This is a genomic window from Listeria tempestatis, from assembly GCF_963575625.1.
GTDB classification, from domain to species: domain Bacteria; phylum Bacillota; class Bacilli; order Lactobacillales; family Listeriaceae; genus Listeria; species Listeria tempestatis.
Genome location: NZ_CAUYTK010000001.1, coordinates 1 through 13845, shown reverse-complemented (window position 1 = coordinate 13845; position 13845 = coordinate 1). Strand labels below are relative to the sequence as shown.

8 protein-coding genes, 20 tRNA genes, 1 rRNA gene and 1 riboswitch are annotated in these 13845 nt (G+C 43.4%); of the genes, 1 reads left to right on the top strand and 28 read right to left on the bottom strand.

Annotation, left to right across the window (positions count from 1 at the left end):
• Positions 1 to 8: 8 nt before the first annotated feature.
• Genes menH through R8923_RS00135 form a run of 3 tightly spaced genes read right to left on the bottom strand, consistent with a single transcriptional unit; the run spans position 9 to position 3909 of the window.
• Positions 9 to 788: a 2-succinyl-6-hydroxy-2,4-cyclohexadiene-1-carboxylate synthase gene (menH, locus tag R8923_RS00145; RefSeq protein ID WP_485870734.1), complete on the bottom strand. Its 780-nt coding sequence runs from the start codon at positions 786 to 788 to the stop codon at positions 9 to 11.
• A complete protein-coding gene (gene menD / locus R8923_RS00140) occupies positions 785 to 2521 on the bottom strand; it encodes a 2-succinyl-5-enolpyruvyl-6-hydroxy-3-cyclohexene-1-carboxylic-acid synthase (RefSeq protein ID WP_485870733.1) in 1737 nt (578 codons plus the stop codon). Before menD ends, menH begins: the two co-directional genes overlap by 4 nt.
• On the bottom strand, positions 2518 to 3909 hold the full coding sequence (locus R8923_RS00135) for an isochorismate synthase (RefSeq protein ID WP_485870732.1): 1392 nt from the start codon (positions 3907 to 3909) through the stop codon (positions 2518 to 2520). Before R8923_RS00135 ends, menD begins: the two co-directional genes overlap by 4 nt.
• A gap of 150 nt (positions 3910 to 4059) precedes the next feature.
• Between R8923_RS00135 and R8923_RS00130 the strand changes: the two genes are divergently transcribed.
• Positions 4060 to 4995, top strand: coding sequence for a 1,4-dihydroxy-2-naphthoate polyprenyltransferase (locus tag R8923_RS00130; RefSeq protein WP_485870731.1), 936 nt, complete (start codon positions 4060 to 4062; stop codon positions 4993 to 4995).
• A gap of 23 nt (positions 4996 to 5018) precedes the next feature.
• Here R8923_RS00130 and R8923_RS00125 read toward each other — a convergent pair whose 3' ends face one another.
• The 25 genes from R8923_RS00125 to rrf all read right to left on the bottom strand — a co-directional run bounded on the left by R8923_RS00125 (position 5019) and on the right by rrf (position 13719).
• Positions 5019 to 6863: a bifunctional homocysteine S-methyltransferase/methylenetetrahydrofolate reductase gene (locus R8923_RS00125; RefSeq protein ID WP_485870730.1), complete on the bottom strand. Its 1845-nt coding sequence runs from the start codon at positions 6861 to 6863 to the stop codon at positions 5019 to 5021.
• Positions 6860 to 7981 (bottom strand): PLP-dependent transferase, encoded by a 1122-nt coding sequence (locus tag R8923_RS00120; protein ID WP_485870729.1) that lies wholly within the window; start codon positions 7979 to 7981, stop codon positions 6860 to 6862. The genes R8923_RS00125 and R8923_RS00120 overlap by 4 nt, the downstream gene beginning before the upstream one ends.
• Positions 7982 to 7998: 17 nt before the next feature.
• Positions 7999 to 10296 (bottom strand): 5-methyltetrahydropteroyltriglutamate--homocysteine S-methyltransferase, encoded by a 2298-nt coding sequence (gene metE / locus R8923_RS00115; protein ID WP_485870728.1) that lies wholly within the window; start codon positions 10294 to 10296, stop codon positions 7999 to 8001.
• A gap of 90 nt (positions 10297 to 10386) precedes the next feature.
• A riboswitch (SAM riboswitch) is annotated at positions 10387 to 10493 on the bottom strand.
• A 55-nt stretch (positions 10494 to 10548) separates the two neighbouring features.
• Positions 10549 to 11703, bottom strand: a complete 1155-nt coding sequence (locus R8923_RS00110) for an MFS transporter (protein ID WP_485870727.1) — start codon at positions 11701 to 11703, stop codon at positions 10549 to 10551.
• A 71-nt stretch (positions 11704 to 11774) separates the two neighbouring features.
• Positions 11775 to 11846: transfer RNA gene (locus R8923_RS00105), tRNA-Glu, on the bottom strand.
• Between the two features lie 4 nt (positions 11847 to 11850).
• Positions 11851 to 11941, bottom strand: a tRNA-Ser gene (locus R8923_RS00100).
• A gap of 14 nt (positions 11942 to 11955) precedes the next feature.
• Positions 11956 to 12028: transfer RNA gene (locus R8923_RS00095), tRNA-Asn, on the bottom strand.
• A 6-nt stretch (positions 12029 to 12034) separates the two neighbouring features.
• Positions 12035 to 12108 (bottom strand) — tRNA-Ile (locus R8923_RS00090).
• A 5-nt stretch (positions 12109 to 12113) separates the two neighbouring features.
• Positions 12114 to 12184, bottom strand: a tRNA-Gly gene (locus R8923_RS00085).
• Between the two features lie 22 nt (positions 12185 to 12206).
• Positions 12207 to 12279: transfer RNA gene (locus R8923_RS00080), tRNA-Phe, on the bottom strand.
• A gap of 3 nt (positions 12280 to 12282) precedes the next feature.
• Positions 12283 to 12358 (bottom strand) — tRNA-Asp (locus tag R8923_RS00075).
• Positions 12359 to 12362: 4 nt separating this feature from the next.
• Positions 12363 to 12436 (bottom strand) — tRNA-Met (locus tag R8923_RS00070).
• Positions 12437 to 12478: 42 nt separating this feature from the next.
• Positions 12479 to 12568 (bottom strand) — tRNA-Ser (locus tag R8923_RS00065).
• A 26-nt stretch (positions 12569 to 12594) separates the two neighbouring features.
• Positions 12595 to 12668 (bottom strand) — tRNA-Ile (locus R8923_RS00060).
• Between the two features lie 12 nt (positions 12669 to 12680).
• A tRNA-Met gene (locus tag R8923_RS00055) sits at positions 12681 to 12754 on the bottom strand.
• 27 nt (positions 12755 to 12781) lie between these two features.
• Positions 12782 to 12857, bottom strand: a tRNA-Ala gene (locus tag R8923_RS00050).
• Between the two features lie 18 nt (positions 12858 to 12875).
• Positions 12876 to 12952: transfer RNA gene (locus R8923_RS00045), tRNA-Pro, on the bottom strand.
• A gap of 10 nt (positions 12953 to 12962) precedes the next feature.
• Positions 12963 to 13036, bottom strand: a tRNA-Arg gene (locus R8923_RS00040).
• 10 nt (positions 13037 to 13046) lie between these two features.
• Positions 13047 to 13135 (bottom strand) — tRNA-Leu (locus tag R8923_RS00035).
• Between the two features lie 18 nt (positions 13136 to 13153).
• Positions 13154 to 13228 (bottom strand) — tRNA-Gly (locus R8923_RS00030).
• 11 nt (positions 13229 to 13239) lie between these two features.
• A tRNA-Leu gene (locus tag R8923_RS00025) sits at positions 13240 to 13321 on the bottom strand.
• 6 nt (positions 13322 to 13327) lie between these two features.
• Positions 13328 to 13400, bottom strand: a tRNA-Lys gene (locus tag R8923_RS00020).
• A 35-nt stretch (positions 13401 to 13435) separates the two neighbouring features.
• Positions 13436 to 13511 (bottom strand) — tRNA-Thr (locus R8923_RS00015).
• A 7-nt stretch (positions 13512 to 13518) separates the two neighbouring features.
• Positions 13519 to 13594, bottom strand: a tRNA-Val gene (locus R8923_RS00010).
• Positions 13595 to 13603: 9 nt separating this feature from the next.
• A 5S ribosomal RNA gene (gene rrf / locus R8923_RS00005) occupies positions 13604 to 13719 on the bottom strand.
• Positions 13720 to 13845 lie beyond the last annotated feature (126 nt).

The following is a 13845-nucleotide window of genomic DNA, read 5'->3' as shown; positions in this document are numbered from 1 at the left end:
AAAACCTCCTAAAAATGATTATCTAACCAGTTATTAATAATTTTTGAAACTTCTCCAGGTGCCTCAAGATGAACCGCATGTCCCGTATCTTTCACAGAAACGTAGCTCACATGGGGCAGTAAACGCTGCATCTCTTCAGCAATATGGCAAAACTTTTCATCAAGCTCACCCGTAATAAGTAGCACAGGCAACCTAAGCGCCGCCAAATCCGCCCAGTAAGAAGGCAATTCGCCAGTTCCAACACCCGCTAAACTATAAGCGAGACCCGTTCCCACTTGATTTAGGCGCTCACTTCGAATTTGTTTTTGCAAATCCTCCGCCAACCCTTTTTGCGAAGCGAATAAAGGTAAATTTTCCCAGTAAGAAACGAATTCTGACACACCTTTTTCGGTAATAAATTGCGCCAAGTTTGCGTCACGATTACGCCGCATGAAACGCTCATCACCCGTCTTAAGCCCTGGGGAACCACTAATCAAAACAAGCCCGCTATATTTTCCCCTTTGCCGCATAGTAAGCGCAAGGGCAATTCGTGCGCCCATCGAATAGCCAACTAAAACCGTAGGCTTGTCCGCTCTAAGAAGCGCATCTAGTGCGGTTTCAGTTGCCACAAGTGAATAATCATCTAAAACAGGCGAATAAGACGCTCCGTGCCCAGGTAAATCTGGCAAAATCAAATTGGCACGCCCCAGTTCCAGCTGACTAAATGTTTGATGCGTTCCTGTAAAACCGTGTAGCAACATCATATCAAGTACTGCATGACGATTTATAAAACTTGAAAAGAGCTTCATTTTTTCAGGTCACGCTCCACTTGGACCGCTATTTTCCCCCAAAGTTCCTGGTGATAAGCAACATTCTCGTGACGATTTGTGCGCACTTCGATAATGTCTAACCCTTTGTTGTAAGCGGCTTTATCGAGCGCGTCTTCCAAATCACTTAGTCGTGTAATTTCACTATATTCAGCATCATAAAGTGCCGCTACGTAGCGAAAATCAAGGTTTGTTGATGTACCAAACAGCGATTCAAAATATTTTGGCGTCTTCGCTTGAGGTAGAAATGAGAAGATTCCGCCGCCATCATTGTTCACAACGACAATGGTCAAATTTAAATTATATTTTTTCGCCATGAGTAAGCCGTTCATATCGTGGTAAAAAGATAAATCGCCAATAAGTAAATACATCGGTTGAATAATCGTACTTGCACCGAGCGCAGCCGATACGACACCGTCAATCCCGTTTGCTCCGCGGTTTGCAAGCATCTTCACGCGCTTATCCGTCTGCATGAAATACGTATCCACATCCCGAATCGGCATACTGTTTCCAATAAATAAACCCGACTGATCTGGCAAGTGTTCGCGTAGCACACTTACAATTTTCCCTTCCTCCAAGTGGTCTGTTTCTTTTATATGGGAAGAAAGCAAGTTTTGCGCAGATTCATTCAATTTATGCCAAACAGAAAGCCAATTCTCCGGAGTCTGAAACTCCGCCTGAATAATCTCTTCAAGTAGGAAACGCTCATCGCAGTGGATCATATCCGTTACACCCTTCACAGGGTCCCGCCAAGCCGCACCAGGATCCACTACAAAAGTTCGCACATCAAGCGATTCGAGCCAAGTTTTCAGCGATTTCGATACAGGCATTGCGCCAAATCGAATGACCATTTCAGGTTCTAAGGCTGAACGAAAGGCCTCACTTTTTAGTAGTGCATCATATTGATCCACCACAATAGCATCTTTTTCGCCGTATGAACGAAGACCAGAAAGTGGATCTGCCAAGATAGGCCATCCCAATTTCAGTGCCGCTAAAACAAGTTTTCCTTCCAAATTCTTCTTATCAAGTGGTCCTGCAATGATGACCCCTTTTTTGCCCGAACAACTTGCAAACATTTTATCTAATGCATCTTGCTCTAAAACTTCGTGCGTATAATAAATTCGTACGTGGTGCTTCTTCTTGCCTGTTTGTGTAAACGGCGACGGTTCTAGAATCGGCGTTAAAGGTTCGCGTAGCGGAAAATTCAAGTGAACAGGTCCCCGTGGCGTTTTAAGCGCAATATCGACCGAGCGGCTACCGTGCCATTTCGCGTAGCGGAGCATCTCATCTGTTCCTTCTGGTATCGCCATATCCACCATATCTTTCACATGTGTGCCAAACAACTGGATTTGATCCATCGCTTGCGGGGCGCCAACATTCCGTAGTTCATGTGGCCTGTCCGCCGTTAACACAATAAGTGGGATTTGAGATAAATTTGCTTCTGCAACTGCTGGGAAATAATTGGCCGCAGCCGTTCCACTTGTACAAAGTAAGACTACAGGATTTTTCGAAGCTTTCGCAATCCCAAGTGCGAAAAAGCCAGCTGAACGTTCATCCACATGAACATGAATTTTAAGCGTGGGGTGCTCTGCCATTAAAAGAGCAATTGGGGTCGATCTTGATCCTGGGCTAATAACAGCTTCTTTGACACCCGCTTGAATCAGTTCTTCAATAAAAGCCGTTAAATATGCGGTCATTATTTCTTGATGACTCATTCGACATTTCCTCCTAAAACGCGTAACATCGGTTGAAATTTCACTTTCGTTTCTTGTAATTCTTCTTCTGGAACGGAATCAGAAACAATCCCGCAACCAGCATAAAGTACACCTAGCGCATCAATGACAAGCGCTGAACGAATCGCAACAGCAAATTCACCATCAAAATCCGTATCCAAAAACCCAATTGGTCCGCCGTAAAAACCACGGTCACTCGTTTCTTTCATACGAATGATTGCTCGTGCTAAATTTTTAGGTGATCCACCAAGTGCTGGTGTTGGATGCAAAGCACGTAAAATTTGAAGAATATTTACGTCATCACGCTTTTTTGCATGCACATTCATATATAGATGTTGAATATCTCGATTTTTCAAAAGAACTGGTTCGCTGGAAATCGTTAAATCATCCGCAAATTGTTGCAAGGTTTCTTCAATCATTTCCACCACATAATGATGTTCACGTAAATTTTTAGCATCTTTTAATAGCGCATTTCCAAGTTTTTCATCTTGTTCTGCCGTTTCACCACGCTTGGCTGAGCCTGCGACACAAGAAGAGTGAATTTTATCATCTGAAACGGCCACTAACCTTTCTGGCGTAGCACCAAAGAAAAGTGCAGCCCCTTTTTCCATAACAAAAAAGTAGCTATTTTCTTGTGTATCCATCATTTTCTGAAGAACCGCTCCGCTATCAATTTGTTTGCTAAATCGCAAGCCCATTCGTCTAGACAATACAACTTTATGTAAGTCTTCTGAATCTTTTAGTAACGCAATAATATCACGTGCATTTTCCAAAAATTCATCCGTTTCTATTTCTTTAGCTGTAATGAGCGAATTTATTTCCATATCTGGATGTTTCGCTTCCACAATTTTTTCCCACTGACCTTTTACGGCTTCCAATTTTTTAAGCTCATCATCGGGATAAACGACTAAGTTAACTGTCAAAAAGACTTTTTCGCCCTTTTTCGTTAACATAAATAGCGGCAAGTAAAACAGACCATCTTTAAAAGCTTGCCATTCTTTATCTGTTTCGCGTTCTGGATCAAATTTGAAACCACCAAAATAAAGCGGTCCCGTTCCTTTTTCAGTCGCGTTGGTCACCATTCTTAGTTTTAAAGCCTTAATTTTGTCTTCTAAACCAGAAAAGGCATCTTTTGCTTTGTCATTAGCTAAATATTGCTCCGTTACACCAAAGCCAGAAAGTGTTAGCGTCATCTCAGGATTTTGCCAAAAGAAACGCTCGCCAGAAAAGGCATCTTTTGCTTTTTGATACAAAACATGCGGCGCCAAATCTTGTGTATATTCAGTCACCCAGCTTAGAAGAGCAGGTTTATCTTTTGTCGCATGACGTTTCGCTTGTTCAAATAAAGCAAGAGGTAATGTAATTCCCATTTTTTTTCATCGCTCCTTTACTAACACTCCTTCTATTATATCAAAAATAAATTCTTCCTGCTCATTTTGCGATTTTTGCTTTATTCATTGACGAAACTCACTATTTTCCCTAAAATGAAGAAAGGATATTTAAAAAAAGGAGCGAATAAAATGGCAGCGCAGGAAAGACAAGTATTAGCCAGACAATCTGGTTTTAAAAAATGGTGGACACTACTCCGCCCGCACACTCTAGTTGCCTCTTTTGTACCTGTATTTTTAGGTACATCCGTTGCAATGCTCTACTCAAATCTTCATTTTACACGCTTTATCGTGATGCTCATTTCATGCTTTCTCATTCAAACTTCAGCAAACTTGTTTAATGAATATTACGATTATAAAAAAGGACACGATGATGAACACTCGGTTGGAAACGGCGGAGCCATCGTAAGAAACGGTATACGCCCAGGACTCATTCTTTTCCTAGCCATTTTCCTTTACATACTTTCGATTTTAGGCGGCGTTTATCTCTCGATGGAATTAAATTGGTATGTCGGTTTACTCGGCGCAATTTGTATGCTCGTTGGCTATTTATACACAGGCGGACCATACCCAATTGCTTACACCCCTTTTGGTGAAATTATGGCCGGATTTTTCATGGGTGGTGTCATAACGTTTATATCATTTTACATCCAGGCGGAATTTATTGGCACACAAATCGTCTATATTTCCATCCCTATCATGGTTCTCGTCGGCAATTTATTACTCGCAAATAGCATCCGTGATTTAGACCCAGATAAAGCAAATGGAAGATTGACCCTTGCCATTTTACTTGGAAGAAGAAATGCAACAATTTTATTTGCCCTTGCCTATGTATTTGCCTATGCATTTGAAATCTCACTTATTTTCTGGGCAGGCGCGCCGTACTGGACTTTACTTATTTTAATTAGCGCCCCAGAAGCCATTCGTTCTGTCAGACGTTTCATTGGTCGGACAGAACCAATCACCATGATACCAGCAATGAAGGCCACATCAAAAGCGATTACCATTTTTGGTATCATACTTGCGATAAGTTACCTCTTAAGTTTGCTTCAGTTAAATTTATTTTAAAATAACGAAAAAACAGGCTGCATCTATACGACATGCACCTGTTTTTTCGATTTTGCATATTCCAATAACTCAAGTGATAAATCATACCGCAAAAACGGCGTAATAATATAAATGCCATTAAAATGCGTAGTAATTGTATCAATAATTTCTTTTGAGATGAGCATGCCCTCTTCATTGCCACGACCCGCTTTCTCCGCCTCGCGCATTCTTTCACGGACTTCATTTGTAAGCCGGATACCTGGAACTTCGTTGTGCAAAAATTCCGCATTTCGACTTGATAGAAGCGGCATGACACCAACAAAAACGGGAACGGAAATGTCTGCTGCAATAAGTGCTTCTTTTAATATCGTAGCCTTTTCCGCATCATAAATGGGCTGTGTAATGATGTAGTCCGCGCCGTATTCCACTTTTCGCTCTATCAAACGGACCGCTTTATCCACATTAAGAACGTTTGGGTTAAAAGCAGCAGCAACATGAAAGCGAGCCTTCTCTTTAAGTGATTTTCCCGTGTAGGAAATTCCGTCGTTGAACTTTTTAATGAGTTGAATGAGCTCAACCGAACGTAAATCAAAGACCGAGGACGCCCCTGGGAAATCCCCCACTTTCGTTGGATCCCCTGTCACAGCGAGAACATCATGCAAGCCAAGTTTATGAAAACCCATAATATGTGAATGCATGCCTACAAGATTATGGTCGCGCGTCGTTAGATGGATGAGCGGTTTAATATTATGCTCGTGCTTTAAAATCGAAGCAAGTGCCATATTACTAATGCGCGGTGTTGCAAGCGAATTATCAGAAATTGTAATCGCATCAGCACCAGCTGCATCAAGCGCCTTTGCACCTTCAAAAAATTGCTCCGTGTCAAACGTTCGCGGCGGATCAAGCTCAACAAGCACGGTGCACTCATTTTTCACCTTGTCCACTAACCGAACGCCATCAAGCACGTCAGCTTCTTCAGGAACAAGTTCGATGATGGGACGAACTTCCTTTGTTTGAACTGGCTTAGTCGAGCTGAGTCCCGCCCGGAACGCCCGAATATGTTCAGGTGTCGTCCCGCAACAACCGCCGATAATGCGTGCGCCCTCTTTGCGAAAAATTTCACCATATTCCTTAAAATAATCCGTCTCCGCTTGATAAATGATTTTACCTTCTTGCATCTCAGGTAAACTAGCATTCGGATATGCCGCCAAATAGGCATTATCTAAGAGTGGCACCGTTTCAAGCGCGCGTGCCATATGATAAGGGCCAAGTCGGCAATTCACGCCAACAACATCCGCGCCTAGATTTGCTAATTCCTGTAAAACATCTGGTAACTTCTCCCCATTCTGAAGTAGCCCCGGTTCATGCATCGATACATTCGCCACAACTGGTAAATCCGTGTTTTCACGTACAATTTTTAATACCGTTTTTAGCTCATTTGGGTCATAAAACGTTTCAAGAAGAATCGCATCCACGCCCTCCAGTAAAAAACAATATAACTGTTCTCGAAAACTACGTTTGATTTCCTCAAGAGGCGCCTGTTCCACTTTTGAATCACTCGCCCCGTTAATGCCACCGATTGTTCCAAAAATATAAGTTCCCGTCCCACTCGTCGCTTTTTTAGCCAACCGAATAGCCGCCTGATTGATTCGTTTAATTTCATCTTCCAAGCCGTAGCGCTTAAGTTTTATATAGTTTGCACCGTACGTATTGGTTTGGATAATGTCCGCGCCTGCTTCGATGTAAGCACGGTGAATCGCAAGTACATCATCTGGATGCGTCAAATTTAATTCTTCAAACGAACGATCAACACCGTACGAATAAAGAAGTGTCCCCATTGCCCCGTCTGCAATTAGAACTTTTTCACTTAAATCTCTACGCAAATTCATGAACGAATCGCCTCCTTAGAAGCGAGTTCAAACGCCGATTTGAGGTCGTTCACTAAATCTTCCGCATCTTCAACACCAACCGAAATACGCAGCAGCTCATCAGTTAAGCCATACGATTCCCGCAGTTCTCGCGGAATATCCGCATGTGTTTGCGTAGCAGGATACGTAATCAAACTTTCAACGCCACCTAAGCTTTCTGCAAAAGTAAAAAGAGCAACATTTCTTAAAAGCGGTGAAATCAGCGCAGAATTTTCAATATAAAAGCTAATCATGCCACCGCGACCCGGATATTTCACTTCTTTGACTAAAGCATGGTTTTTTAGAAACTGAACGACGCGCTTAGCATTTCTTTCATGCTCCCTAATTCGTAGCGGTAGCGTTTTAAGCCCGCGAATCAAAAGCCATGAATCAAAGGGGGACAACACTTCCCCCGTTTCATTTAATGCTGTCGCGTAAAACTGACCAAGCTCGTCATCTCTCACAATGACAGCCCCCGCAAGAACATCATTATGCCCGCCTAAATATTTTGTAGCGCTATGAATCACAACATCTGCTCCGAGATTTAACGGCTGTTGCAAAATGGGTGTATAAAAGGTGTTATCCACAATAAGTAAAAGCTGATGCGCACTCGCAAATTGGGCCACCTTTTCAATATCCACTTCCTGCATAAGCGGATTCGTCGGTGTTTCAATAAAAACCGCTTTCGTGTTTGGCTGTAAAAGCCCGTCAAGTTCTGCTAAACGCTCTCCGCCCCAGTACGAAAAGGCAATATCATACCGCTTTTCAAGCGTTTTAAAATACCGAAATGTCCCGCCGTATAAATCTTGTAAACTAATGATATGATCTCCTGTTTTAAATCGCTTAAAAACAAGTTGAATAGCGCTCATACCAGAACTTGTGGCAAAACCATATTTCCCGTCCTCAAGTTCTGCTAGTGCCTCCTGTAAACAATCGCGCGTTGGATTCGCCGTCCGCGTGTAATCATATCCAGTTCCCACCCCAATATCCATATGACGGTAAGCCGTTGAGAAATAGAGCGGCGGACTTACTGCACCCGTTTTCTCACATTTTTTATTGCCAATTTGTGCTGAAATCGTCTGCTTACTTAATTTTCCCATCGTGCTTCCCCCACTTTCTATTTTTCTAAAATTGTATAGGCCTCACGAATTTCCTTTGTTGCGGAAACCATATCACGAAGTGCGGCCACCGTTTCTTCTTCCTTCCGCGTTTTAAGCCCGCAGTCTGGATTAATCCAAAAGTTTTGAACTGGAATCACGCGTAGTGCGCGTTCAATATTTGCTTTAATTTCTGACGTACTTGGGACACGAGGACTATGAATATCATAGACACCAAGCCCAATTTCTTTATCGTAATGATACGCTTCAAACGTGGAAATAATTTCCCCGTGACTACGTGAAGTCTCAATCGAGATAACATCAGCGTCTAGCGCACTAATCGCATCAATAATATCATCAAAATCCGAGTAGCACATATGCGTATGAATTTGCGTTTCGTCCGCAACACCTGAAGTCGTAAGTTTAAACGCATAAACCGCATCGTTCAAATATTTCTCCCATCTCGAACGCTTCAGCGGCAACCCTTCGCGAAGCGCCGGCTCATCAACCTGAATCACGCGAATCCCGTTTTCCTCTAATGCAAGAACTTCCTTCCTAAGAGCAAGCCCTACTTGGTTAAAGACATCGCTTTTTGGAATATCGTTTCGCACAAAGCTCCAATTAATGATAGTTACAGGCGCTGTCAGCATTCCTTTCACAGGGCGATTTGTGAGTGACTGGGCAAATTTGCTCTCCTTCACCGTAATTGTTTCCGTAAATGCAACATCTCCGTAAATAAGTGGTGGACGCACCGCACGCGAGCCGTATGACTGTACCCAGCCAAATTTTGTCGCCTGAAAACCTGCTAATTTTTGCCCAAAATATTCGACCATATCCGTCCGTTCAAATTCGCCGTGGACAAGGACGTCTAAGTCAAGCTCTTCTTGAATGCGAATCCAACGTTCTGTTTCCTGTTCAATATAAATTTCATAGTCCGCTTTTGTAATATCTCCCTTTAGAAATGCCGCACGTTTTTTTCGAACTTCAGGCGACTGCGGGAAACTTCCAATTGTTGTCGTTGGTAAAAGCGGCAACTTGAGCCATTCGTGTTGGGCTTTAATACGCGTTTCAAATGGACTTTTTCGTTCGGCAGAAATGGTACTGAGCTCTGCCAGCTCCGTTTGAACTTCCTTGTTATTTCGGTACTCTGAGCGGTTCAACTCCAAAACAGCTTGTTCCGCTTTTTCAAGCTCAAAAGTCACCGCCTCCGCTCCGTCTGAAACAGCTTTTGCGAGAAGTACAACTTCCTCTAATTTTTCATCCGCAAATGAAAGTCCGCCGTATAGCACTTTATCCAAATTCGGTTCACTTTTTTTCGTTACTGGAACATGTAGCAATGAACTGGATGGCTGCACAATCAATTTGTCTTTTTGCACAAGCCGCGTTAAAATTTCAAGCTCTGCGCGTTTCTCCCGAACTTCTGCCCGCCAAACGTTACGCCCATCAATGACTCCTGCCGCCAAATATTTATTATCTGGAAAACCAAATTTTTGAATTTTTTCAAGCGTTTCCCCGTGATCATGCACGAAATCAAGCCCAATCGCATCAACCGGCAACTTCACAATCGTCTCATATTCATCCACACTCTCAAAATAGGTTTGCAAAATCAATTTTGCATGTGGCGCCGCCGCCCGTAATTCCGCATACACCTCATCAAAAAGCGCCACTTCTTCTTTTTCTAAACTCGTTGCAAGAATAGGTTCATCAAGTTGAATCCATTTCGCGCCCGCCGCATCCAGTTCTTCAATAATCGTTTTATAAAGCGGCAAAAACTTCTGAATTAAGCTCTTGAAATCATTTTTATCAGCACCTTTTCCAAGCGACAAATAAGTAATCGGCCCTATGATGACCGGCTTTCCATCAATCCCGAGCTCTTCTTTCGCTTCTAAATATGCTTTTAGCGCTTTATTTTCTAAGAGTTTTGGCTCCACATCTTGAAGTTCTGGAACAATGTAGTGGTAATTTGTGTTAAACCATTTCGTCATCTCTGAAGCTACTGCTGTCTTGTTTCCACGTGCAATATCAAAATATGTACGCAGTGATACCTCATTCGTAAAGTTCCCAAACCGCTTGGGAATTACGCCAAACGCCACGCTTAAATCAAGTACATGGTCATACAACGTAAAATCGTTAACTGGTATAATGTCAATCCCTTTTTCCTTCTGTTTGTTTAAAGCAGCAAATCGAATTGCTTTTGTTTCAGAAAGAAGAGTATCTTCTGAAATTTTGTTATTCCAAAAATTTTCCAACGATTTCTTCCATTCGCGTTTCTCACCAAGACGTGGATACCCTAAATTTGAACTAAGTACTTTTACCATTTACCTCATCCTCTCTTTATTTATGACGCGAAAAAGCCTCCCTAGATAGAGAGGCTAAAATAATTCGAAAATAAACGAAAAATTAGTTCTCTCTTATCTTTCAAAGCATCACGCTTTGCAGGATTTAGCACCTTTTCAAAAAATTGAAAGGTTGCCGGGTTTCATCGGGCCAGTCCCTCTACCACTCGTTATAAGAGTTTCCTATTTAATTTACATAACAAATGTATTGAAATCATAATACCAAAAACGAATCTATACTGTCAATCTTTTTTTTGAAAATAATAAAATTCCCCCTAAAATAAGAAGTCCTGCTACCGTAAAATAAAAGCTCTGCGGACCAACCAAGCTAATGAGAGCTCCCGTTACAGTTGGTCCCAAAATACTCCCCGCACTAAAGCACATCCCAACCAAAATATTCCCCGCAGGAAGAAGATCAAGCGGCGTCAAATCCGTCATAAACGAAAGACCTAGGGAATAAAGCGAACCAACAAGTATCCCAAGCACAAAGAAAATCACAATAAAAAGCAAATCATTAGAAACAAATGCTGCTAAAAAGAAAACGAGACCACCTAAAAACGTCAAAATCGGCAACACGCGCCCGCGCCCCAACCGGTCACTAAGAATCCCAATTGGAACCTGAAATAAAATCGTCCCCACCGAGAAAGCAGAAATAATAAACGTAATCATATACGTTTCGATTCCAAATCTAAGCCCAACAATTGGAAAAGTCGCATTTAAGGCAGTTTCCAAAACACCACATAAAAATGGTGGAATCATTGACACCCATGCAATTTTCATAACATCCGAAAAACGTTTCACACTATCAAAAAAAGAAAGTTTACGAATTTCTGTTTCTTCTGAAATAAACTCATTTTTCAGCGTAAAAATTAGTCCCCATGCGACGAGAACTAGCACGCCAGAAATATAGAAAGGTAAGTTAGGACTCACATCCATTAAATTTACAAGCTGCGGACCAACTGCAAATCCAAGTGAAAAAAACAAGCCATAAATTGCCATATTCCTTCCACGTTTACTTTCCTCTGTTGTAGCTCCAATCCAAGTTTGCGATGAAAAATGCAACATATGATCCCCCACGCCAATAATAAGACGCAATAAAAACCAAAAATACAAATTAAACCACATTGGAAACAAAAATAGCGCCACCAGAACTAATCCCCCACCAACTATAATAATTGGCTTAAAGCCAAATTTATGTAGCGGTGCTTCAATAAACGGTGACACCAATAAAACGCCAATATAAATTCCCGTCGCATGAAGTCCATTCACTCCCGAACTAATCCCCATACCTTCAAAAATAATCGCAATTAGCGGCAACAAAAGCCCTTGTGACAGCCCCGAAATAGCCACAATCACCGTCAAAACCCAAAACTTCCGCCCATTTCGCATCCAAGCCGCCCCCAAAAATTTTTAAAATAAAATAAGAACAATGCCTCCGCATTGTTCTTACCCCATAATGATGACCCGTACGGGATTCGAACCCGTGTTACCGCCGTGAAAGGGCGGTGTCTTAACCGCTTGACCAACGGGCCTTACTGGCGGAGAAGGAGGGATTTGAACCCTCGCGCCGCGCAAACGACCTACACCCTTAGCAGGGGCGCCTCTTCAGCCACTTGAGTACTTCTCCAGTAAAAATATAAACTCCACAGGCAGGACTCGAACCTGCGACCGATCGGTTAACAGCCGATTGCTCTACCAACTGAGCTACTGTGGAATAAAATGGGCCTAAATGGACTCGAACCATCGACCTCACGCTTATCAGGCGTGCGCTCTAACCAGCTGAGCTATAGGCCCTAAAAAGCGGGTGAGGAGAATCGAACTCCCGACAACAGCTTGGAAGGCTGTGGTTTTACCACTAAACTACACCCGCACACTACACATATACAAGAAAGTGGCTTGGGACAGAATCGAACTGCCGACACCTTGAGCTTCAATCAAGTGCTCTACCAACTGAGCTACCAAGCCAAATGGCGGTCCCGACGGGATTTGAACCCGCGATCTCCTGCGTGACAGGCAGGCATGTTAACCCCTACACCACGGAACCACGATTGCGGGGACAGGATTTGAACCTGCGACCTTCGGGTTATGAGCCCGACGAGCTACCAGACTGCTCCACCCCGCGATAATAATATTAAAAATAGTCCACTTAGTCACAAATAAAAAACGGAGGAAGAGGGATTCGAACCCCCGCGAGCTTTTACACCCCTGTCGGTTTTCAAGACCGATCCCTTCAGCCAGACTTGGGTATTCCTCCACGATATAATCATAAAAAGTGCTAAGTGGACCTTGCAGGACTCGAACCTGCGACCGGACGGTTATGAGCCGTCTGCTCTAACCAACTGAGCTAAAGGTCCAAATTTTAAAGATAGCGGCGGAGGGAATCGAACCCACGACCTCTCGGGTATGAACCGAACGCTCTAGCCAGCTGAGCTACGCCGCCATATTAGTAAAGAATAGATTTAAAATTTGGTGGAGCCTAGCGGGATCGAACCGCTGACCTCCTGCGTGCAAAGCAGGCGCTCTCCCAGCTGAGCTAAGGCCCCAAATAATAAATTTCATACTGGTCGGGAAGACAGGATTTGAACCTGCGACCCCTTGGTCCCAAACCAAGTGCTCTACCAAGCTGAGCTACTTCCCGTAAAATAAAGCGCGCCCAGAAGGAGTCGAACCTCCAACCGCCTGATTCGTAGTCAGGTACTCTATCCAGTTGAGCTATGGGCGCAATATAAAAATGGTGCCGAGGACCGGAATCGAACCGGTACGGGTATCACTACCCGCAGGATTTTAAGTCCTGTGCGTCTGCCAGTTCCGCCACCCCGGCATATAATAAAACTCAGATTGGAGCGGAAGACGGGGTTCGAACCCGCGACCCCCACCTTGGCAAGGTGATGTTCTACCACTGAACTACTTCCGCATAATTATAAGTGCGGGTGAAGGGACTTGAACCCCCACGCCTCGCGGCGCCAGATCCTAAATCTGGTGCGTCTGCCAATTCCGCCACACCCGCAAAGAGTGAGCCGTGCAGGGTTCGAACCTGCGACCCTCTGATTAAAAGTCAGATGCTCTACCAACTGAGCTAACGGCTCTTTATACTAATGTATGTAATAGTATTAAGAAAAAATGGTGCCGGCTGCAAGAGTCGAACTCGCGACCTACTGATTACAAATCAGTTGCTCTACCAACTGAGCTAAGCCGGCATAAAAATGGTGGAGGTTAACGGGATCGAACCGCTGACCCTCTGCTTGTAAGGCAGATGCTCTCCCAGCTGAGCTAAACCTCCAAAATTATTGCCCGGCAGCGACCTACTCTCACAGGGGGAAGCCCCCAACTACCATCGGCGCAGAGAAGCTTAACTACCGTGTTCGGGATGGGAACGGGTGTGACCTTCTCGCCATAGCTACCAGACAAAGAATGAAAGAACGATGTTCTCTCAAAACTAGAGAAGAAAAGAGTACAGTTACTTCGTAACGAAAATCAAGATTAAAAGGTTAAGTCCTCGATCGATTAGTATTTGTCCGCTCCATATGTCGC